This is a genomic window from Paraburkholderia sp. 2C (assembly GCF_054589215.1).
This window is the reverse complement of sequence record NZ_BAAILL010000071.1, coordinates 59,164-78,579: the sequence shown is the minus strand read 5'-3', so window position 1 is coordinate 78,579 and position 19,416 is coordinate 59,164. Positions and strand designations below refer to the sequence as shown.

20 protein-coding genes are annotated in these 19,416 nt (G+C 61.9%); 6 read left to right on the top strand and 14 right to left on the bottom strand.

What is annotated here, in order from left to right; all coding sequences use genetic code 11:
- Window positions 1-95: 95 nt before the first annotated feature.
- A complete protein-coding gene (locus tag ACYPXD_RS32640) occupies window positions 96-788 on the top strand; it encodes a GntR family transcriptional regulator (protein WP_459722053.1) in 693 nt (230 codons plus the stop codon).
- Window positions 789-873: 85 nt separating this feature from the next.
- Here ACYPXD_RS32640 and ACYPXD_RS32635 read toward each other — a convergent pair whose 3' ends face one another.
- The 9 genes from ACYPXD_RS32635 to ACYPXD_RS32595 all read right to left on the bottom strand — a co-directional run bounded on the left by ACYPXD_RS32635 (window position 874) and on the right by ACYPXD_RS32595 (window position 11,577).
- Complete coding sequence (locus tag ACYPXD_RS32635; protein WP_459722050.1) at window positions 874-2,178, bottom strand: MFS transporter; 1,305 nt, start codon at window positions 2,176-2,178, stop codon at window positions 874-876.
- Between the two features lie 125 nt (window positions 2,179-2,303).
- On the bottom strand, window positions 2,304-3,149 hold the full coding sequence (locus ACYPXD_RS32630; RefSeq protein WP_459722045.1) for a class II aldolase/adducin family protein: 846 nt from the start codon (window positions 3,147-3,149) through the stop codon (window positions 2,304-2,306).
- 62 nt (window positions 3,150-3,211) lie between these two features.
- Window positions 3,212-4,225 carry a ketol-acid reductoisomerase gene (gene ilvC / locus ACYPXD_RS32625; RefSeq protein WP_459722429.1) on the bottom strand — a complete coding sequence of 338 codons (1,014 nt, stop codon included), beginning with the start codon at window positions 4,223-4,225 and terminating at the stop codon, window positions 3,212-3,214.
- Between the two features lie 29 nt (window positions 4,226-4,254).
- Window positions 4,255-5,265: a PDR/VanB family oxidoreductase gene (locus tag ACYPXD_RS32620; protein WP_459722041.1), complete on the bottom strand. Its 1,011-nt coding sequence runs from the start codon at window positions 5,263-5,265 to the stop codon at window positions 4,255-4,257.
- Between the two features lie 2 nt (window positions 5,266-5,267).
- Window positions 5,268-6,821: a Rieske 2Fe-2S domain-containing protein gene (locus ACYPXD_RS32615; RefSeq protein ID WP_459722038.1), complete on the bottom strand. Its 1,554-nt coding sequence runs from the start codon at window positions 6,819-6,821 to the stop codon at window positions 5,268-5,270.
- A gap of 421 nt (window positions 6,822-7,242) precedes the next feature.
- On the bottom strand, window positions 7,243-7,962 hold the full coding sequence (locus ACYPXD_RS32610) for a substrate-binding domain-containing protein (RefSeq protein WP_459722035.1): 720 nt from the start codon (window positions 7,960-7,962) through the stop codon (window positions 7,243-7,245).
- Between the two features lie 131 nt (window positions 7,963-8,093).
- Window positions 8,094-9,113, bottom strand: coding sequence for a porin (locus tag ACYPXD_RS32605; protein ID WP_459722032.1), 1,020 nt, complete (start codon window positions 9,111-9,113; stop codon window positions 8,094-8,096).
- A gap of 168 nt (window positions 9,114-9,281) precedes the next feature.
- Entirely contained in the window at window positions 9,282-10,565 is a 1,284-nt protein-coding gene (locus ACYPXD_RS32600) for a dicarboxylate/amino acid:cation symporter (RefSeq protein WP_459722029.1), read from the bottom strand.
- Window positions 10,566-10,713: 148 nt separating this feature from the next.
- Window positions 10,714-11,577: an amidohydrolase family protein gene (locus ACYPXD_RS32595; RefSeq protein ID WP_459722027.1), complete on the bottom strand. Its 864-nt coding sequence runs from the start codon at window positions 11,575-11,577 to the stop codon at window positions 10,714-10,716.
- A 150-nt stretch (window positions 11,578-11,727) separates the two neighbouring features.
- Between ACYPXD_RS32595 and ACYPXD_RS32590 the strand changes: the two genes are divergently transcribed.
- A complete protein-coding gene (locus ACYPXD_RS32590) occupies window positions 11,728-12,651 on the top strand; it encodes a LysR family transcriptional regulator (protein ID WP_459722024.1) in 924 nt (307 codons plus the stop codon).
- Window positions 12,652-12,723: 72 nt separating this feature from the next.
- Here the strand turns inward: ACYPXD_RS32590 and ACYPXD_RS32585 are convergent, their stop codons facing one another.
- Window positions 12,724-14,079: an MATE family efflux transporter gene (locus ACYPXD_RS32585; RefSeq protein ID WP_459722021.1), complete on the bottom strand. Its 1,356-nt coding sequence runs from the start codon at window positions 14,077-14,079 to the stop codon at window positions 12,724-12,726.
- A gap of 179 nt (window positions 14,080-14,258) precedes the next feature.
- Here ACYPXD_RS32585 and ACYPXD_RS32580 point away from each other — a divergent pair, with 179 nt between their 5' ends.
- On the top strand, window positions 14,259-14,675 hold the full coding sequence (locus tag ACYPXD_RS32580; RefSeq protein WP_459722017.1) for a hypothetical protein: 417 nt from the start codon (window positions 14,259-14,261) through the stop codon (window positions 14,673-14,675).
- Between the two features lie 8 nt (window positions 14,676-14,683).
- On the opposite strand, the gene ACYPXD_RS32575 is transcribed toward ACYPXD_RS32580, so the two are convergent.
- Together ACYPXD_RS32575 and ACYPXD_RS32570 are read right to left on the bottom strand one after the other, a co-directional pair.
- Window positions 14,684-15,004 (bottom strand): hypothetical protein, encoded by a 321-nt coding sequence (locus tag ACYPXD_RS32575; protein ID WP_459722014.1) that lies wholly within the window; start codon window positions 15,002-15,004, stop codon window positions 14,684-14,686.
- A gap of 125 nt (window positions 15,005-15,129) precedes the next feature.
- Window positions 15,130-16,728, bottom strand: coding sequence for a methyltransferase regulatory domain-containing protein (locus ACYPXD_RS32570; RefSeq protein WP_459722009.1), 1,599 nt, complete (start codon window positions 16,726-16,728; stop codon window positions 15,130-15,132).
- Window positions 16,729-16,830: 102 nt separating this feature from the next.
- Here ACYPXD_RS32570 and ACYPXD_RS32565 point away from each other — a divergent pair, with 102 nt between their 5' ends.
- The gene (locus ACYPXD_RS32565) at window positions 16,831-17,736 is read left to right on the top strand and encodes a YkgJ family cysteine cluster protein (RefSeq protein ID WP_459722005.1); all 906 of its coding nucleotides are present in this window, start codon (window positions 16,831-16,833) and stop codon (window positions 17,734-17,736) included.
- A gap of 6 nt (window positions 17,737-17,742) precedes the next feature.
- On the opposite strand, the gene ACYPXD_RS32560 is transcribed toward ACYPXD_RS32565, so the two are convergent.
- Window positions 17,743-18,267, bottom strand: coding sequence for a sigma-70 family RNA polymerase sigma factor (locus ACYPXD_RS32560; protein ID WP_459722425.1), 525 nt, complete (start codon window positions 18,265-18,267; stop codon window positions 17,743-17,745).
- On the opposite strand from ACYPXD_RS32560, the gene ACYPXD_RS32555 reads away from it, so the two are divergent.
- Window positions 18,184-18,459 (top strand): hypothetical protein, encoded by a 276-nt coding sequence (locus ACYPXD_RS32555; RefSeq protein WP_459722448.1) that lies wholly within the window; start codon window positions 18,184-18,186, stop codon window positions 18,457-18,459. The genes ACYPXD_RS32560 and ACYPXD_RS32555 overlap by 84 nt on opposite strands.
- Before the next feature lie 60 nt (window positions 18,460-18,519).
- Here the strand turns inward: ACYPXD_RS32555 and ACYPXD_RS32550 are convergent, their stop codons facing one another.
- Window positions 18,520-18,810, bottom strand: a complete 291-nt coding sequence (locus ACYPXD_RS32550) for a hypothetical protein (protein WP_459722422.1) — start codon at window positions 18,808-18,810, stop codon at window positions 18,520-18,522.
- 132 nt (window positions 18,811-18,942) lie between these two features.
- On the opposite strand from ACYPXD_RS32550, the gene ACYPXD_RS32545 reads away from it, so the two are divergent.
- Window positions 18,943-19,413: a YaiI/YqxD family protein gene (locus ACYPXD_RS32545; protein WP_459722002.1), complete on the top strand. Its 471-nt coding sequence runs from the start codon at window positions 18,943-18,945 to the stop codon at window positions 19,411-19,413.
- The last annotated feature ends 3 nt before the right edge of the window (window positions 19,414-19,416 follow it).

The following is a 19,416-nucleotide window of genomic DNA, read 5'->3' as shown; positions in this document are numbered from 1 at the left end:
GCCACTCCAGATACCCGGGCGATCCTCCTTTTCGCAGGCGTGTTAGTGATTGCTGGTAAGCTAACAGTATTCAGTATCCACAGCTTCTTCCAGCCATGGCAGTCAACCTTCTGAAAATACAGTCGCGGACCGACTACGTCGACGAGGTCTATAAGGTCCTGCTTGATGCGATCAGTGAGGGCTCGATAGCCCCCGGGACCCGGATTGTCCAGGAAGAGATCGCCGAGCAGTTGTCCGTGTCGCGTTCGCCGGTTCTGCAAGCGTTCCGCCTCCTCAAGAAGGACGGCCTGGTCGAAGACGCGCCTGGGCGCGGCCTTCAGGTCACACCGCTCGACGCGGCGCGCGTCGGTCACCTGTATGAGTTTCGTGGCGCGCTGGACAGTCTCGCCGCGCGCCTTGCTGCCCGTAAGCAGGTCAAGATCGACAAATCGCTGTTTGCAACGGGCCGCAAAGTGTCCAAAGGCAATGATATTCGCGCCATGGTCGAAGCCGATATGGCGTTTCATACCGCTATTTACGCCGCTTCCGGCAACCCGCTGATCGCGGAATCCGCGCGCCTTCACTGGATGCATTTGCGGCGCGTGATGGGCGCAGTCCATCAGGTGATCGGCCAACGCAAGAGCGTCTGGGACGAACATGCGGCGATTGCCGATGCCATTGCGCAAGGCGATGAGGAACTGGCTGCGAAACTCAGCCTGCAGCATACGGAATTCGCGCGTAAGAATCTTGTCGAGAATATGAGCAAGGCGCTTCCCGACGCGAGCACGCTCGAGCGTCGAGCGCGCTAGCCGATCGCATAGTGCCAAGGGTTGCGAAGAAACGCCGCTGCATCACGGATCGCAGCGGCGTTTCCATGTCGCGCTTTCGCCCCAGCTAGCGTCTGCGGTTGACTAAAGTCGGCGGCACAAATAGAACAAGCAGACCCGCAATCAGCAGACTTACTGACAACACAAGCACGCCCGCGCCTGCGGAACCGGTCGCATCTTTGACAATGCCGATCAGCGACGGACTCACCACACCGGAAATGCTGCCGACCGAGTTTGCAAAGGCAAGTCCCGCGGCGGCCGCCGCGCCGCCGAGGAAGGCGGGCGGAAGCACCCAGAATTGCGAAATGGTCGTCATGACGCCCATGGTGCCGATGGTTAGCGCGATCATCGCGAGCACGGTCGAATGCGCGAACCACACGCTCAGCGCCAGACCCGCCGCGCCCGCGAGGCCGGGCACGATCAGATGCCAGCGCCGTTCGCCGGTCCGGTCGGAGCTCTGACTGACAAGCACCATCGCGACAGCACCGACCGCATACGGAATCGACGTGAGCAGACCGACCTGAAATGTATCCGAGACACCGCTCGACCTGATCAGCGTCGGCAGCCAGAAACTCACGCCGTACAGCCCCATCGTGTAGAAAAAGTAGATGCCGCTGACAAGCAGAATCTTCGGATTGAGCAGTCCGTCCTTGACCGAGTGCAGCATATCCGCAGGCTTTTCGTCTTCCAGCTTTTGCTCGATGACGGCTTTCTGCGCATCGGTTAGCCACGTCGCGTCCTGCACCTTATCGTCGAGGAACAGGTAAGCCATCACGCCCAGTACGACCGTCGGCAATCCTTCCAGCAAGAAGAGCCATTGCCAGCCCGCCATTCCGTGCGCGCCCGCAAGCGCGGTCATCAGCCAGCCGGATAGCGGGCCGCCGATCACACCGGACATCGGAATGCCCGTCATGAAGAGCGCGGTCATTTTCGAGCGGCGCGATGCAGGAAACCAGTAGGTCAGGTAAAGCACGATGGCGGGAAAGAAACCGGCCTCGGCAACGCCCAGCAGGAAGCGCATGATGTAAAACGCCGTTGGCGTCTTCACGAACATCATGCCGACCGAGATCACCCCCCATGTGACCATGATGCGTGCAATCCACCGGCGTGGACCCACGCGCAAAAGTATCAAATTGCTGGGAATTTCAAAGAGCAGGTATCCGACAAAAAAGACGCTCGCACCGAATCCATACACCGCCTCGCTGAAGCCCAGATCGCCGAGCATCTGCAGCTTGGCGAACGCGACATTGATTCGATCGAGGTAGGCGGAGAGATAGCAAAGAAAGAGAAAAGGAATGAGCCGCCACGCTGCCTTGGCAAACGCGGACGATTCGCTTTCCTCAAGATATACGGCCGGACTATGGGAACTCATGGTTGTCTCCTGGGGGCCTTCTGTTGAAGTGGGGGCTGGGTTGACTTGATGTTGTTATGGCCACCCTTTGGTCGCTGCCGCGGCGCCCGTTTGGGTCGCCGCGGCAGGCGAGTCCGACGCGATGCTCAGTCGAACATGTCCGGCTGTGTCGCCACGAGGTCGTTCCAGATGGTCTGGAAGTGCAGCCAGCCGATGTATTCGCTACCGACGTGTTCGCGGCTGTAGCGTGCGCGTTCCGGCGTGACTTCCTTCGGCGTGATGCCGGTGGCTTCGATCATCAGTTGCTGCTGGCAGCAGCGTTCGAGTGCGATAAACCAGAACGCGGCGGCGTCGATGCTGTGGCGGCTGGCCGTCAACAGACCGTGGTTCTGATGGATGGCCGCCTTCACACCGGCGAATGCATTTGCCACCTTGTTGCCGCCCTTGACCTCGACCGCGACCTTGCCGGCCTCGTCGCCGATCACGACGTGATCTTCGTAGAACGCGGCGGCGTCCTGCGAAATCGGCGCAAGCGGTTTGCCGAGCGAAGCGAATGCGGTGCCGTAGACCGTATGGGCATGACACATCGCGACGATATCCGGGTGCCGCTCATGCACGGCGGCGTGCAGCACGAAGCCCGCGCGATTGATGGCGTACCTGCCTTCCACCACGTTGCCTTTGTGGTCCGCGCAGATGAGGTTCGACACCTTGACCTGATCGAAATGCACGCACATCGGGTTGGTCCAGTAGAGGCCCGGCTTTTCCGGATCGCGGATGGTCAGGTGGCCGGCGAAGCCGTAGTCGAAGCCCTCGATCGCGAACGCGCGGCAAGCTGCAACCAGGCGTTCCTTCAGGTGCTGACGATGCGCTTCCACGGAAGTGAATGACGGCAGCTCCGGGAAGATCAGGCCTTCCTGGTCGGGTTGATAGATGGAAACCTTGCCGGGCTTCACAATCGATTCAGTTCGGGGTTCCGCGACTGCTGTAGACATATGCAAGTCCTCCTACGTATTGGATGGGAACGTCAAAAGCCTCAAGCGGCGTGAGTTGAACGTCAGTTTTTCGAGCGATCGACCAGTGCGCCTTTGCTGATCCAGGGCATCATGGCGCGCAATTGGGCGCCGACCGTCTCGATCGGGTGATGGGCGGTCAGGCGACGGTGTGCCTCGAGCGTCGGGGCGCCCGCCTTGTTTTCGAGGATGAAGCTGCTGGCATACTGGCCGGTCTGAATATCGTGGAGGACCGCTTTCATCGCGGTCCTTGTCGCGTCGGTGATGATTCGCGGACCGGCCTGGTATTCACCGAACTCGGCGTTGTTCGAGATGCCGTAGTTCATGTTCGCAATGCCGCCTTCGTAGATCAGGTCGACGATCAGCTTCACCTCGTGCAGGCACTCGAAATAGGCCATCTCCGCTGAGTAACCGGCTTCCACCAGCACCTCGAAACCGGTCTTGATCAGATCGACGAGGCCCCCGCACAACACGGCCTGCTCGCCGAAGAGATCGGTTTCGGTTTCTTCGAGAAAGCTGGTTTCGATGATGCCGGCGCGACCGCCGCCAATGGCCGCGGCATAGGCGAGCGCAATGTCGCGGGCCGTGCCCGACTTGTCCTGTGCAACGGCAATCAGATGCGGAACGCCGCCGCCCGCCACGAATGTGCTGCGCACCGTATGACCCGGCGCCTTCGGGGCGACCATCATCACGTCGAGGTCGTCGCGCGGCGCGACCTGTCCATAGTGAATATTGAATCCATGCGCGAAGCCGAGCGTCGCGCCGTTGCGTGCATTCGGTTCGACTTCTTCGCGGTAAACATCGGCGATTCGCTCGTCGGGAAGCAGCATCATGATGACGTCCGCATCCTTCACCGCATCGGCGACCGTCTTGACGCGAAGACCGGCGTTTTCCGCCTTGGTCCAGGAGGCGCCTTTGCGTAGACCGACGCTGACGTCGATGCCGCCGTCTTTGAGGTTCAGGGCGTGAGCGTGGCCCTGCGAGCCATAACCGATGACCACAACGCTTTTGCTTTTCAGAAGCGAAAGATCGGCATCCTTATCGTAAAAGACTTTCATGCTGTTTCCAGAGGTTTTGCCAGAGGCGATTACAGATCCAGGACCAGCGTTTTGCTTACCGGTCTGGAGACGCAAGTGGTGAGGTATTCGTGCCGCTCGTCGTCGTTGAGGATGAAGTCGTTGTGCTCGACTTCTCCTTCCAGGTAACGAACCTTGCAGGTTGCGCACAGGCCGGCGCAGCACGAGGTCGGAACGACGACACCGGCGGCGTTCAGTGCGTCCGCGAGGCTCTGGTCCGCGTTCAGATGGACGACCTGGCCCGTGCTCGCGATGGTCACGGCGCACCCGTGCGCAGACTGCGCACTTGCTGGCGCGCGCTTTGGCTGCTCAGGTGCCTTGAAATGCTCGAAATGCACGGTGCCCTTCGGCCAGTGGCCTGCGGCATCCGCGCATGCCTTCATAAAGCCGGCGGGTCCGCAGTAGTAGACGTGCGTGCCCGGCGCCGGCTGGGCGAGCAGTTTCGCGATGTCGAGCTGATTGCGCTGTGCGCCGTCGTCGAAGTGATAGTGCAGCCTGCCGTCGCATTCCATGGCGGAAAATTCGTCGCTGAACGCAACCGCTTCGCGATTGCGGGCGCAGTAGTGCATCTCGAACTCGACGTGGTTCGTGTCGAGTTCGTGAGCCATCGCCTTGAGCGGCGTCACGCCAATGCCGCCGGCGATCAGGATGACCCTCTTCGCGTTGCCGTCGAGCGCGAAGTGGTTGCGCGGCCGGCTGATCGTGACGATATTCCCCGCGGCCACGTCGTCGTGCATGGCACGCGAACCGCCGCGGCCGGCTTCATCCTTGAGCACCGCGATCACATAACGGTTGCGCTCGGCGGGCGAATTACACAGCGAGTACTGACGGATCACGCCGTTTTTCAGGTGGATATCGATGTGCGAGCCCGCTTCGAATGGCGGCAACTGCTCGCCCGTCGGACTCCGGAGCTCGTACGAATGGATACCCTTGGCTTCGTATCGCACCTGCTTCACGCGTACCTCGAGCGTGCCGGCATCGATATCCTGAATGGCCTCTTCTGCTTCCAGCGAGGTTTCCATCGTCAGCCCCGGCTCTTCATCGACTGCTCGAGTTCGTCGAACCTGCCGCGCACAAACTCAGCACGTTCCTTGCCTTTCAAGGCTTCGCTCTCGGTGAGGATCCCCACGACCGACTTGAGCACTTTCCGCCGCCGCGTCACTTCCTCCTCGACGGTTTCGCCTTCCGCGACCTCGAAGACATTGCCCGAGCAGTAGCTGTTAGGCGATCCGCCGAGCTCACGGAACCACTCGGCAAAGCCTTGCGCGGACGCAGCGGCGTTGGTGCCGCGCACTGCGTCGCGCAGCATCTTGCGGAACTGATAGAGACCGGCATCGAAACGTGTCGGGTGTTCGAGTGCGTGCACCGCAATCGGCCGCTGGCTGATGATTGCTTCGTAGTCGCCCGGCGCGTACTGCGTGTCCTTGTAGTTGGCGCGTTCGCGATGGTTCGACGGGATGGGCGGCAGATCTTCCAGCTTGTATTGGCCGAAGCGTTCCGGACGGCGCATCGCGACCTGGCCTTCGAGGAAGTCGATCGTCTCGTAGCCGACCAGCGCCTTGTTGCCCACGCCACGCGTGTCGATGCCGGGGCCCATGACGCGCCAGCCGATCATCTTGCTGTTCTCGTCGTCGACCGGCACCGTCCAGCGGATGATGTGAAAGCGGCTGAACAGCTTCTTTTTCGAGCCGTCTTCGGATGTGTATGCATGCAGGCTCAGGTTGGGCAGCACCTGATGCTGAACGCGCACGAAAAGCCTGTGCTTGTCGACCCGCCGGGCGCCCGCGCAGGCAAGGCTGCGCCCGCCTTGCACCGGCACGAAATTCATGTCCGGCGCCACTTCCATCGACGCGGCGCCGACTTCGTCGAACGTCGTGCCCTGATAGTGACCGTCCACCACGTTCTTGCCGGCATGCAGGGCAGTCGGATGGTAGTTGTCGGCGGCGTTATCCTGCACCTGCAGCCAGTTGCAGTGCTGGAAATTGCTGTACGCAACGAGTTCGTCGCCGTCCATCACCGTGAAATCGCCTTCCCACTCGGGGAACGGCGGCTCTTCTTCCGGCGGTCCCATGTATGCGAACACAAGACCGTTTCGCTCGACGGCCTTGTAGGCGCCTTGACGGATCGAGCAGGCGAATTTCTCCGCTTCCTTCTCTTCGCCTTTCGGGAAAGGCACATGCAGACACGTGCCGTCGACGTCGAACACCATGCCGTGATAGCAGCACATGATGCCGTGCTCCTGGATCGCGCCGTATTCGAGCGATGCGCCGCGGTGCACGCAGTGGGCATGCAGCACGCCTACGCGACCGCTTTTGTCGCGAAACGCGACGAGTTCCTCGTTGAGGATCTTCAGAAATCGCGGCGTGTCGGTGAGTTCGATGGACATGCACACCGGATGCCAGAAACGGCGCATGAATTCGCCCATCGGCGTGCCGGGACCGGTTTCGGTCAATTCGGGGTCGTGGTCGGGCACCTTGTTCGTGTAATAGCCGCCGTACGGGATCAGCTTCTTCGCAATGGGAGCGGAGCCACCGCCCGTGTGCTTCTGCTCATCCATCTTTTCTGACTTGACGCTCATGTCCTATCTCCGATGATCGAGGGGAGGCGCGCCGGACGCTTGTCGTCCTTCGTCGCGCTCTGATTTTTGTGTTCTGAACTCTGTATCCAAAGAATAGGGGTAGAGGGCGTCGTTGTCTTGCTAGGGTTAACCCGGGATAAACGCGTCAGGCAGGCGTGCGCGCGTCATTCATGCTGTTCTTCGAAAGGGACTTTCCGATCCGCGACACGAATCGGCAGCGCGCGTTGCCACATCATCGACGGCGCGGCACCCGGCAGCCCAGGCTCGAACGGGTCTACCAGAAGGTCAGCCTGTCGGCGGATGTCGATGAACTCAGGGCGCCGCAGGGCGCGTTGATCGTCGCGCGACTGCGTGGAAGTCCGATCGGATGCGTCGCGCTGAAGTTTCGACTGCAGGTAACCAGCCGTCGGTTCCGAGCCGATCAGGCGGGTTCCATTCCATGCCGGCGTGCGAAGCTTGCCGCTTTGTCCGAGGCGATGAAGGCAAGAAACGACCTGGCGGCTTCGGGATGTGGGCAAGCGGACGTCATGGCCGCGCTGAACACCGTCACCGATGCCATGCTCGCCGGCAGCGTGCCGAGCACGGCGATACCTTCCACGTGCATCAGCTCGCTCAGTTGCTGGAAGCCGATCTCGACTTCGCCGCTCGCAATCAGCGACCCGACCGGCACGCCAGGTTTCGCCTGAATCACACGTGGTTCGTGCGGCTCGTGCGGCTCGTGCGGCTCGTCGCGCGAAATGCCCCACTGTTCGAGCAGCCGCAGCACATGTGCACCGCTCGGGCCGGTCGAATACCCCACCGCTTTGGCATGCAGCACCGCTTCGCGAAGGCCCGCTTCGCTGCCGATGTCGGGCGCTGCCGCGCCGGCTTTGACGGCAACGGCAATCGACGAGCGTACGACGTCCACCATGCTGTCGCGCGCGATACGGCCCGCATCGGCGAGACGCGCGAGCGCGTCCGATGCGAGCATCACGATATCGAATGCCTCGCCATTTTCCACACGCTTTGCCGCTTCGACGCCACCCACGGATTCGATCGCGACGCGCTGCTGCGTGTCCCGTTGATACAGCGCGCTCAGGTCGGCGAGCAGGCCGCGCGTCGCCATGGACGAAATGCCGGTCAGCACACGTTCAGTCGACATGGCGCAACGCTCCTTTTACAGTCGGTTTGCGCATCGGGCGATTGCGCCGCGCTTCCGGCGCGTGGGGCGTGGTCGTGCCGGGGCCGTCAATGTCGATCGTCATGAGAGCGCTTCCTCGTTGATAACGTGAACTAGAAGGTGTGCTGTATGCCCACGCCGAACGTGCTTCCCGACGGCTTGGCCGACTGCTTGTCGTACATGTACAAGGCGTAGACGTAAGTCCGCTTGGACAGGATGTAGTCGTAGGCGATGGTGCCGGTGTTGCGCACGTTGCCGGTATCGCGCGGGGCGGTGTGGTTCGTGCGGGCCCATTCGGCCCGGATGTCGTTGGTCGGATTGATGGGTACCGTGAAGCCGAGCTCGTAGGTATGCGATCCGGTTTCCGCGTTGTTGTTGCTCGTCATCTGCGCGGCGGCATAGAGCTTGACGACTCTGAAGTCGTAGGCGCCGCCGAGCAGATAGAGGTTCTGCGGCGCGACCACCGGCGCGAGGACCGACGATCGCACTCGCTGCGCGGAGAACACGGCCGTCATCGGTCCGTGGATATACGTGAGGTGCAGGCCCAGGTTGTCATGTCCCTGGTGCCCGGTCGTATCGCTCACGCCATAGATAACCGCCGCGGTCAATCCACCGAAGTTCGGCGACACGTATTCCACGGCATTGCGCCACACGGTGTCGCCGATTTCCGTGTTGTTGAAGCTCGCCGTGTACGACTGCACGATCAGCGGCGAGAACACCACCGACGAGCCGAACGGATTGACGAACTGCTGGTTCAGGTAAGTCGGGTTGGTCTGCTCGCCGAGCTTGACGGTGCCGTATGCGCCGGTCAGGCCGACATAGGCATTGCGCGAAAAGAGGCCATCCGTCGTATTCCGTCCGACCTGGCCCGTGTTCGGGCGGAAGAAGCTTTCGAGGCTGAATACCACGGCATTGCCGCCGCCGAGGTCCTCGCGGCCGCGAATGCCCCAGTAGGAAGTCGTCATTCCGCCGCCGCCGATCTGTGCGGTGCTTTTCGGTGTGGAGCTGAGCTTGGAGCTGTCGATGAACATGCCGATGAGCCCGTACATTTCCACGCCGGGATTGACCATCTGCGCCGCGCCGGCGGCGGCCTGCGAGGAATCGCCGGCATAGGCGTTTGCACCGACCGTCACGCAGGCGCACGTCGCGCATAAGCCGCGAAGCGCCATCGCTCGCATCGTTTTGCTTGTTGTGAATTTCAAGGCAGTCTCCATACTTGTCGTTTTTTTGGCGTAAAGCGTCCCCGCTGCGTGGCTGTTCGCCACGCAGGCTGAAACGTGTGATCGGTGATTAGCGTGTGATTAGTCGGCGCGCTGCTGCGACATGACCTCGTTCATCTTCGAGCGATCGAGTTCCTTTTCCCATGCGGCCACGACGAGCGTTGCCACGCCGTTACCGATGGTGTTGGCGATCGCGAGCCCCGTGCCCATGAAACGGTGGATGCCGAGAATCAGCACCATGCCCGACACGGGAATGATCGGAAACACGAGCAGCGTCGAGGTCAGCATGACGAAAGCCGCACCCGCCACGCCGCTCGCACCCTTGGACGTCAGCATCGCGACGCCGACCAGCGTCAGCTGCTGGGTCAGCGTCAGTTCGATATTGAAGGCCTGCGCAATGAACAGCACCGCCATCGAAAGATAGATGTTGGTGCCGTCCAGGTTGAACGAATAGCCGGCCGGAATCACGAGACCGACGACCGACTTCGAACAGCCGATGCGCTCGAGCTTTTCGAGCATCTGCGGCAGCGCGGCTTCGGACGAGCTCGTGCCGAGCACGATCAGAATTTCCTCGCGGATATAGCTCATGAAGCGCACGATGTTGATGCCGAGCGCCCGCGCGATCGCACCGAGCACGACCAGCACGAAAATCACGAGGGTCAAATAGAACGTGCCGATCAGTTTGAGCAACGGAATCACCGCTTCGATGCCGAACGTGCCGATGGTGAAGGCGATGGAACCGAACGCGCCGATCGCCGCCGCTTTCATGATGATGTGCACGATGCCGAAGAACGTATGCGCGATCTGATCGATCATCCGCGTAAGCGGCGCGCCGCGTTCACCGAGCGCGGCGAGCGCGGCGCCGAACAGCACCGAGACCAGCAGGATCTGCAGCACGTTGCCGGTCGCGAACGCACTGGTCACCGTTTCGGGAATCAGATGCACGAGGAAGTCGACCGCGCTCATGTTGTGCGCCGCCGTGGTGAAGGCGCTGAGCTCTTTTGTATCGATGGTCGCGGGGTTCAGGTTGAAGCCGGTGCCCGGCTTGAAAATGTGCCCCGCAATCAGACCGATCACGAGCGATAGCGTCGAGACCGCCTCGAAGTACAGCAGCGCCTTGCCGCCGACGCGGCCGACCTTCTTCATGTCGCCCATGCCCGCAATGCCGGTGACCACCGTGCAGAAGATGATCGGTCCGATCACCATCTTGATGAGCTTGATGAACGCGTCGCCCAGCGGCTTCATCTTGATCGCGAGCGATGGCGCGAAATGGCCGAGCAGCACGCCAAGCAGAATGGCGACAAGCACATGAAAGTAAAGCGCGCGATAGAACGGTTTCTTCGCGCGGCGGGCGGAAGCGCTCATGATTGCCGTCTCGTTCATGATGCCTCTCGCGACAGCAATATGTGGTCAAGCATGTACATCTTGGTTGTCTCCTTTTCACAAGCGGTGGCCGCCTGGGGGCGGTTCTTGTTGACCGTTTCTTTCTATGCCGGGTTCAAAAGCCGCCGGCTTAAAAGCCGTACAGTTTCGCCGGATTCGTCACGAGCAGCTTTTCACGCAAACCGGCATCGGGGCAGAACTGGAACATCAGATCGACGAGTTCGCCGTCGTTCGGCATGTCCTTGCTGATGTTCGGGTGCGGCCAGTCGGTGCCCCACAGCACGCGGTCCGGCGCGGCTTCGATCAGGGCGCGCGCGAACGGAATCGCGTCGTCGAACGGACGCTTGCCGCGCGACACGCGCTCCGAACCGCACACCTTGACCCATGCGAGCGGATTGCGCATCAGTTCGAGCAACTGCTGGAACGGCTGCTGATCGACGCCGGCTTCGGCGCGCACGCGGCCCATATGGTCGATCACGAACGGCACCTTGATGCGTGCGATACGCTCGGCGTACTGCACGATGTCCTGCGCGTCGAGATGCAGCACGACGTGCCAGCCAAGATCCTGGATACGCTCGAGCACGCGATCGAAGACGTCGAGATCGGGTGCGCCGCCCAGGTGCGCGACGAAATTGAAGCGCACGCCGCGCACGCCCTGCGCATCGAGATCGGCCAGTTGCTCATCGGTCACGCCGCCATCGACGATCGCCACGCCGCGATACCGCCCGTTGCCGCGCGCGATGGTGTCGAGCATCGCGGTATTGTCGGTGCCATGGCAGCTCGCCTGAACGATCACGCCGCGGCTCAGCCCGAGAAAATCATGCAGGGCAACGAGACGCTCGAAGGGCGCGTCGGGCGGCGTGTAGCTGCGATCCGGCGCGTACGGGAATACGTCCGCGGGCCCGAAAACATGGCAATGAGCGTCGCAGGCGCCAGCAGGCAGTTGATGGGACGGCTTGACGGGATGGGGATCGGGAGGCAGGCAGGATTTCATCGAGGTATGACTTGTCTCATGTTCGGCGACATCTGCGCGGGTGCGCGACACGTCTTTCTAGCGTGCGAATGAATTGTGAGAGCGTGGCCGTTCGCCTACAATCGTCATATCCAACTAGCTGATATGTGAATTTCACATAGATTCGACCGCATGGACCTCAAACAGCTCGAAGCTTTCGTGCACGTCGCGGAGCTAGGCAGCTTCACACGAGCGGCCATCACGCTCGACACCAACCAGCCGGCGTTGAGCCGCCTCGTGCGGCAACTCGAAGTGGAATTGCGTCATAACCTGCTGGAGCGCAATGGCCGCGGCGTATCGCTCACTTCGGCCGGCCAGCGGATGCTTTCGCACGCGAAGGGGATTCTGCAGCAGGTGCAGCGCGCGTCGCAGGACCTGGACGAACTGCGCGGCACGTCGGGCGGACATTTTGGCGTGGGCGTCACGCCGAGCTTTGCGAAGGTCGCCACGAACCGTCTCGTGCACAGCTTTCGCGAGTCGTTTCCCGGGGCGACGATCTCCGTGGCCCAGGGCTTATCCACGCACCTGATCGAATGGCTGATGATGGGCCGTATCGACGTCGCGGTGCTGTACGACACGTTCGATACGCCGCTTATCGACAAGCGCACGGTGCACACCGAGGAACTGTTTCTGATCGGCCCCGACACGGACGATAGCCTTGCTCAGCCGTGCATCGCCGGCCCGTCGATGGTGCCGCTGCGCGACATCGTGAAGTATCCGTTGATCATTCCCGGCCGCATGCATGCAATTCGCCGCATGGTCGAATCCGCGGCGGCCGAGCAGGGCGTGCGCCTGCGCATCGCGCTCGAAGTGGACGGCGTCGCGTCGATACTCGATCTCGTCAAGGAAGGCATCGGCTACGCGGTGCTGCCTTTGAAGGCGATATCGGGCGGCGCGCAGGATCCGCACTTCCGCATTCTGCGCATCTCGGAGCCGACGCTCTTCAGCCGGCTCGCCATCGCGACGAGCACGAAGCACACGCTCTCGCAACTCGCCATCCAGTCGATTGCCATGCTCGAATCCAGCGTGTTGCCGCTATACGGCAGCGCTAACTAGAGCGTCGTCAACACGTCGTTGGAACGTCGCTGGAACACCGCTGGAAACGCCGCCGAGTCCGCCTGGCTCGACTCATGTCGCGGAGCCCTTCATCGCAGCGGCGGGCAGATCGAGGCGTTTCCCCCGCGCGCGATACAGCACGACGCTCGCGACCAGCGTCGCCAGCTCGGTGACGGCGACGGTCATCCAGATGCCGTGCGGACCCAGCCATGCGGGCAGAAGCCAGAGCATCGTCAGCAGCAGCAGCCAGCTGCGCAGCAGGGCGACGACCAGCGATGCGAGCGGCGCCTCGATGGCGGTCAGATAGCCGCTGATCGAGAGATTGATTGCGGCGGGCACGAACGCCAGCGCACACCACGGCAATGCATCGCGCAGGAGCGCTTGCGCGGCCGGACTGTCTGGCACGAAGAGCGCGCCGAGCGGTTGCGCGACGGTCAGCGTCGCGAGCGCGGTGCAAAGCGCGAATCCCGCGGTGACCGTGATGCCGAGCGTAAAGGCGCGCGACACGGCTTGCGCATGGCCCGCGCCGCGCTCGAAGCTCACGATCGGCTGCATGCTTTGCACGAGCGCGATCATCGTGACCGACGCGATCATCGACATATATTCGACTACGGCGAAAGCGATGAGACCGGTGTCGCCGAGCCAGCGCAACACCGCGTGATTGAACGCGAAGATCGTCACGCTCGGCGCAATTTCGCCGAGAAATTCCGAGGTGCCGTTATAGGCCATGCGCCACGCGTGATCGAGGCGTGCGAAGGCATGGGCGACGGGGCGCACGTGCCGCGCCTTGACGAAGTGATAGGCGAGCATGGGCATGCACGCGAGCGCCTGACTGATGCCCGAGGCGAGCGCCGCGCCGCGCATGCCCCATTGCAGATGGCTCACCATCCACCATGTCAAGGCGACATCCGCAATGCCGCCTGCGATCAGGCAGGCCAGTCCGAACCTGGCCGCGCCTTCGATACGCAGGAACAGCTCGAGCGCGTAGCACGCGGTCGGGAACAGCACGAACGGCGCATAGGCGTGCAGGAAGTCCTTGGCGAGGCGCGCGAGGTCACCGCGCGCGCCGGTCCATTGCACGAACGTGTCGGCTTCGAAATGGATCGCCAGTGCGAACGCGATGCCGCAAAAGGCGAGCAGATACAGCGCTTGCGTGAACGCCGCGGCGGCGTCGTGCTCGCGCCGCTCGCCGAGCAGGCGCGCCACCAGCGTCGATCCGCCTACGCCGATCATCACGCTGAACGCATAAGGCAGGTAAAGCAAAGGGACCAGCAGGTTCAATGCGGCCAGCGCATCGGCGCCGACATAGCGTCCGATGAATATGCCGCTGATCACGGAGTGCATGCAGTACGCCCACGCGGCGAGCACGGTAGGCACGGCGTAGTTCGAGAATCGGCGAACGAGGGAGGTGTTGTTGAGCGAAGGCATGACTGAGCACCCGACGTAATTCGCCACCATAGCGCCGCACAATTAGCCCAGAATTATTCCGATGTGAGCGGTGGATGCATTCCGATCGCCTAGAATGAATGAACCTGTTGAGCCTGGGTGCTCAGCGATTCGGAGGCAGAATAGTTCGCGGGTGGTGTCACACGAACCTCTGAGGGAACATGAACTCCAACGACTGGCGAGGCCGCGGCAGACTGTTTATCCAGCGCTTCTGGCAGCCGACATGCGCTTGCATGACCTGCATGCCGGGAAGCTGGGGCAATTTTCCGAGCCTTCCGCACTGGGCGATCGCATTTCATACGGGGCTGGCTACCGCCATCCTCGCGGTGCTGCTGACTTTCACGCCAGCCGCGAAACTCTACGCAAACCGCTACGGTAATGCGTTCATCATGGGCGCGCTGACCATGCTGGGCGATGCCTACTCACACCCGAATCACTATGGCATCGCTTTTGCCGAGCCCATCGTCACGGGCATCACTTCCGGCCTGCTGGCGCTGGCCGGCTCCTATCTGCTCGAAGACCGTGCCCGGCGCCTGCGGGCCGTATGGACGTGGATTTTCCGAACGCCCGTCCACTGATGTGTGAATCAATACCCGTAGCCGCCGTCGCAAGGGACATAAGCGCGCCGATAGCTGTCGTAGCACGCGGCCGCCTGCGGCTGCTGATAAACCGGCTGTGCATAGGCGGGTTGCTGATAGACCGGCTGTGCGTAGGCGGGCTGCGCACTGGCCACGGACGTGACGAGCGCGCCGAGCACCGCGCCGCCGATCAGCGCCCCCACGATCGCGCCGCCATTGCCGCCGCCGTGACCGTGGCCATGCCCCCAGCCGCCGCGCCCATGCGCCGAGGCCTGCTGCGCCACCGACAAGCTACCGATTAACAACAAGACAAGCGCTGTGCGTTTCATGGTGACTCTCCGTTTTCCCGTTTGACGGGTTCATGGAGATCATCGTAAGCAAGCGTCTAAGAAATAACTGATGCAGTTGGTAACTGCACATTTCAAAAATTACACATTCATCTTTGGGGTCGCTGTCAAGGATCGACATCGATATGGGTTCGAATGGAGTCGGCCACTTCTCCAATGTGCAGCATTCGCAGTACCGGCAGATAGACATCGGCAAATCGAACCGCCTGCTCGACCAGTTCGTCACCAGGCGGCGTGAGCGGGGCGGGCATGGTGACATTGCTGGTGCTTTCTTGCGCCCCGCTCAGCACAGAATGCGCGAACTCCGCCCACTGCCGCGGCTCCTTGAGTCCGCGCATGGCCGCCAGCAAAAACAGCTGCGCGACATGCGGCATCGCCACACCCGATCCCGACACCGGGCTCACCAGAAACTGGAACGCGTCGCTGTCGTACGCGCGCTCGCAAATTACCGTGTTTAACCGCCTGGCGGAACCCTGCGCCAGCTGGATCTGCTGTTCGTCCTGCGCGTTGAGCACAGGGCCGGCGGCAATCAGCAGGGTCACGGCCTCGATGACCTGCTCAAGCGTAATACCTGCCTCGCTCGCATCGCGCTCGATCGTTCCAAGCGTCGTCACGCGGCCGTCCGCCATCGCCTGCAGAACGGGCCGATACAGTGCTTGCGGCAGCGCGGTTTCCCCCAGCGCGCCTCGCACCTTCAACGAAACCGCCCATTCCGGTACCGACAGCATCACACGATGCGCGCGCAATGCCGCAAGCCGTTCATTTGCCTCGAGCGCACGCGGCGGCTTAACCCAATAGTCGCGGCGAAACGAGCGGTTCATGCACAGATCGCGTGCCGTTTCGCGCAATGCCGGATCGTCGATGCCTGCAAGCAGGTCGCGCTGGTCCGCAAGCAGATTGATCGAGTCGACGTGATCGCGGTAGTCCGCCGATGCGAGATAAGAAAGCCCGGCCGGCTCGAGCGCCTGCGCAACCTGAAAAAACGAAGTCGGATGCCAATTGCGCGCAAAGTATTCGTGAGCAAGGTAGCGAGGATTCTCTTCGGATAAGCGATTCACGCGCTCGATCACCGAAGGATTGACCTGTGCGTAACCGGGCCGCGCGGCCACGACCTTCTGCGCAAACGCGATGGCGGCCCTGATCCGCTCGGTGGTGTGCCGCTCGTCCGGTGCGCTGCTGTCGGTCTCGTGCTGGCGGCTCGCCATGAAATGACCATGCATCAGTTCCCGGACCGGCATCATCGCGGCCCACCCGGGCTGCGTGTTGTAACTGATATACAGCACGCCGCCCGGTTTCAGCTTGCGGGCGATAAAACCGGCGATCGTTGCCCGGTCTTCGTCCGGGATCCAGCTCCAGACACCATGCAAGCCGATAAACTCGAAATCCGGCAAATCGTCGCGCCGGCAAAACTCGGCAAAACGCCCGGACGATAGGTGCGCGTGCGTTTGCGCATCGCTCGCGAGTTGCTGCGCGAAAGTGGCGTGCCGTGGGTCGGCGTCGACGCCATACCAGTGAGTGGTCGAACCGGCGGCATGAAGGTTTGCGCTGACGCCGAAACCGAACCCGAGCTCGCACGCGTTGTGTATGACCGGATACTCGTAACCGGCGCGCAGCAGAGGCAGCCTCGCGCGCAGCGGATTCAGTTCGTCGCAGTAACCATGCGTGTAGACGATCTCGTTATCGAACTCATGAGCCAACCCGGTCATCGTCCCGCCACATGCATTGAGGAGCGGCAATCTTAGCGACGATTCGCGAACCTGTCACTCCAACTGACGAATACCTTCATTGCGCATTGCGTACAAAAATAAGTGCAACCCGAATCAGATCTCGAGCGAATTAGCAGTGGGACGGATACTATGCCCACACCCTCGCAACCGACCGCAAGGCGGCGTTTTACCGGTTACGAATTTGAAAGCAACAAGGAACATCGACGAGACCCGATGACGATTCACTTCAGTTGTACCCAATGCGGCAAGTGCTGTCACAACCTGAGGCTTCCGCTGAGCCTCGCGGAAGCGTCGACATGGTTACGGCGCGGCGGCGCCATCGAGCTGTTTTGCGAAGCGATTCCGTGGCCCGTCGAGCCACCGGACACTGATGCGCAGGCAATGCACAAACGCAGGCTTTCATTCCCTGTCATGTGCGGCGCACTGCCCATCCGTGTGGTCGTCACCGTGGTAGCCGCGTTCGATGGCGCGTGCCCGAATTTGCAATCCAATGGACTATGCGGCGCCTACGAAGAGCGGCCGCGCGTGTGCCGGATCTATCCGGCCGAGGTCAATCCTTTCATTCCGTTGACACCCGTGTCAAAAGCTTGCCCACCTGAAGCATGGGCGGTGGATAAGCCGGTGTTTTTTGCGGACGCGCGCGTGACCGACGCCGCAACGGTCGACGTGATCAATGCGTCGAGAGCGGCCGCCTTACAGGACGCCCCGCTCAAGGAACTGCTTTGCGCGCGGCTCGGCGTCTCGCGTGTGGCGCTCGCTAACGAAGGGTTTGTCATTTACGCCTTTGAGCGCGACGTGATGATCGAGGCGCTCGAGCATCTTGAACGCGATGACAGGCATGCGTTGCCTGCATCGGAATGGCAATTTGTTTCCAACCGGCGAGCGACCGTGGACGCCCTCTTGTCGATCGAAGCCGGCTACGATATGCCGTCGTCGCTTACGGACACGCAGGTGCGCTACATGGAGTTCTTCCCATCCGACCTGTGACGCCTGTCACGTGGCGTGTCGCGCAACAGGTGCTGCGACGCGCCTGTGATGCGATGCGCAGGTCGTCGATGCCGGCGCCGATGGCGAGCGTGACGCCTCCATTCGTCTCGTCAGGCTCTTCATGCCGCGGTTGAGGCTGGCCTTGATCGCCGCTTGCGACCAGCCCGTCAGTTGCGCGGTCTCGAGGACCGAGAGGCCTTGCAGTTTGATCCACACAATCAGGACCTGCTGCTTGCGCGGCAGCTTCTTTAGCATCGTTTCGACGTCTCGCTTCGCATCGGCGCGTTCCGTGTCCGATGTGCCGTGCGACTCGTCATCGGTGTCGAGCAATTGATGCAGTGCGGACCAACGCGATTTCGCGCGCCAATAGTCCGTGAGCTTGTAGCGCGCAATCGCGTACACCCAGGCCGTCAGCGGTTCGTTCCACCGGTAGGTTGAGCGCGCATCATGAACGGCGAGCATGATCTCCTGGACAAGATCGTCGACATCGTCGAGCAGCGGGTAGAGTCGCCTGCGCAGGTAAGCGTGCAAATGCAGCGCGAGCGCATCGAGAAATGCGCGATAGGCAGCGCGATCGTCATTCAGCGATCGCTTGAGCAGCGAGCGAAGCGCATGCTCGACAGCGTGCTGCTGCGAAGCATCGATGGGCGGGACCATGGCGTTGTTTTCCCGGCAGGTCGGGTGGAAGACAACGCTTTGGTCGGGGCAGCGCGTGGGTTATGACAGCATGTGACGGCGCCTCGCGAGAAAAACTCACGAGCCGCCTGCGGCGTGCGGCTGTGCTCAGACGGCCGCGTCACCGGCGGCGAGAGCCTGCCGCAGCAACTCGTCGAGCAGGCCCGTCATGCCGCCAGGATGGGTGGCCGCACGGGCCTTGAGTGTTTCGACCAGCTCGCCGTTGAGCTTGCACGCAAACGGCACGAGCCCTTGAGCCTGATCGAGCTTGCGCTGCTCGCGCCGGTCGAGCGGCGCTTCAGCCGCGCCTTTGCCGAAGCGCTCCGAGTGCGTCTGCTTCATCGAGTGGGTAAGTTTGAGCGCCTTGTTTTTTTCAAGGTCGGTTTTTTTCATCGCCATGGGACAGGATCTCGCGGGTGGAATCAGGACGCCGTATTGTACGAGCTGTCGCCGGCAATCGAACGCGAAGCGACGGGCGATGGCGAACGCCGGCCTTGATATGATCGTTGCCTGATCACTGGAATGGCCTTCATGCAAGTACTTATCGATGCCGACGCGTGTCCCGCAGTCATCAAGGACATGTTGTTCCGCGCCGCGCGACGCACCGAAGTCATGGTGACGTTAGTGGCAAACCAGTTTTTGCGGACGCCCCCGTCTCCTTTTATCAGGGCGATTCAGGTGCCGGCGGGTATCGACGCGGCCGATGCCCGTATCGTCGAACTGGTCGAAGCAGGCGACCTCGTGATTACCGCGGACATACCGCTTGCCGCCGCGGTGCTCGACAAGGGCGCCCATGCGCTCGATCCACGGGGAGTGTGGTTCACAGCCGAAAACATCCGCGAACGCCTAACCCTACGCGACGTGATGGATCAACTTCGCAGTGCCGGTATCGATACGGGCGGCCCCGCGCCGTTCAGCCCGCGCGACAGCAAAGCCTTTGCGGGGCAGCTCGATCGTTTCCTCGCCGTTCACGGTGCGCCGCGCCGCGGCACGGCGTCCTAGCTG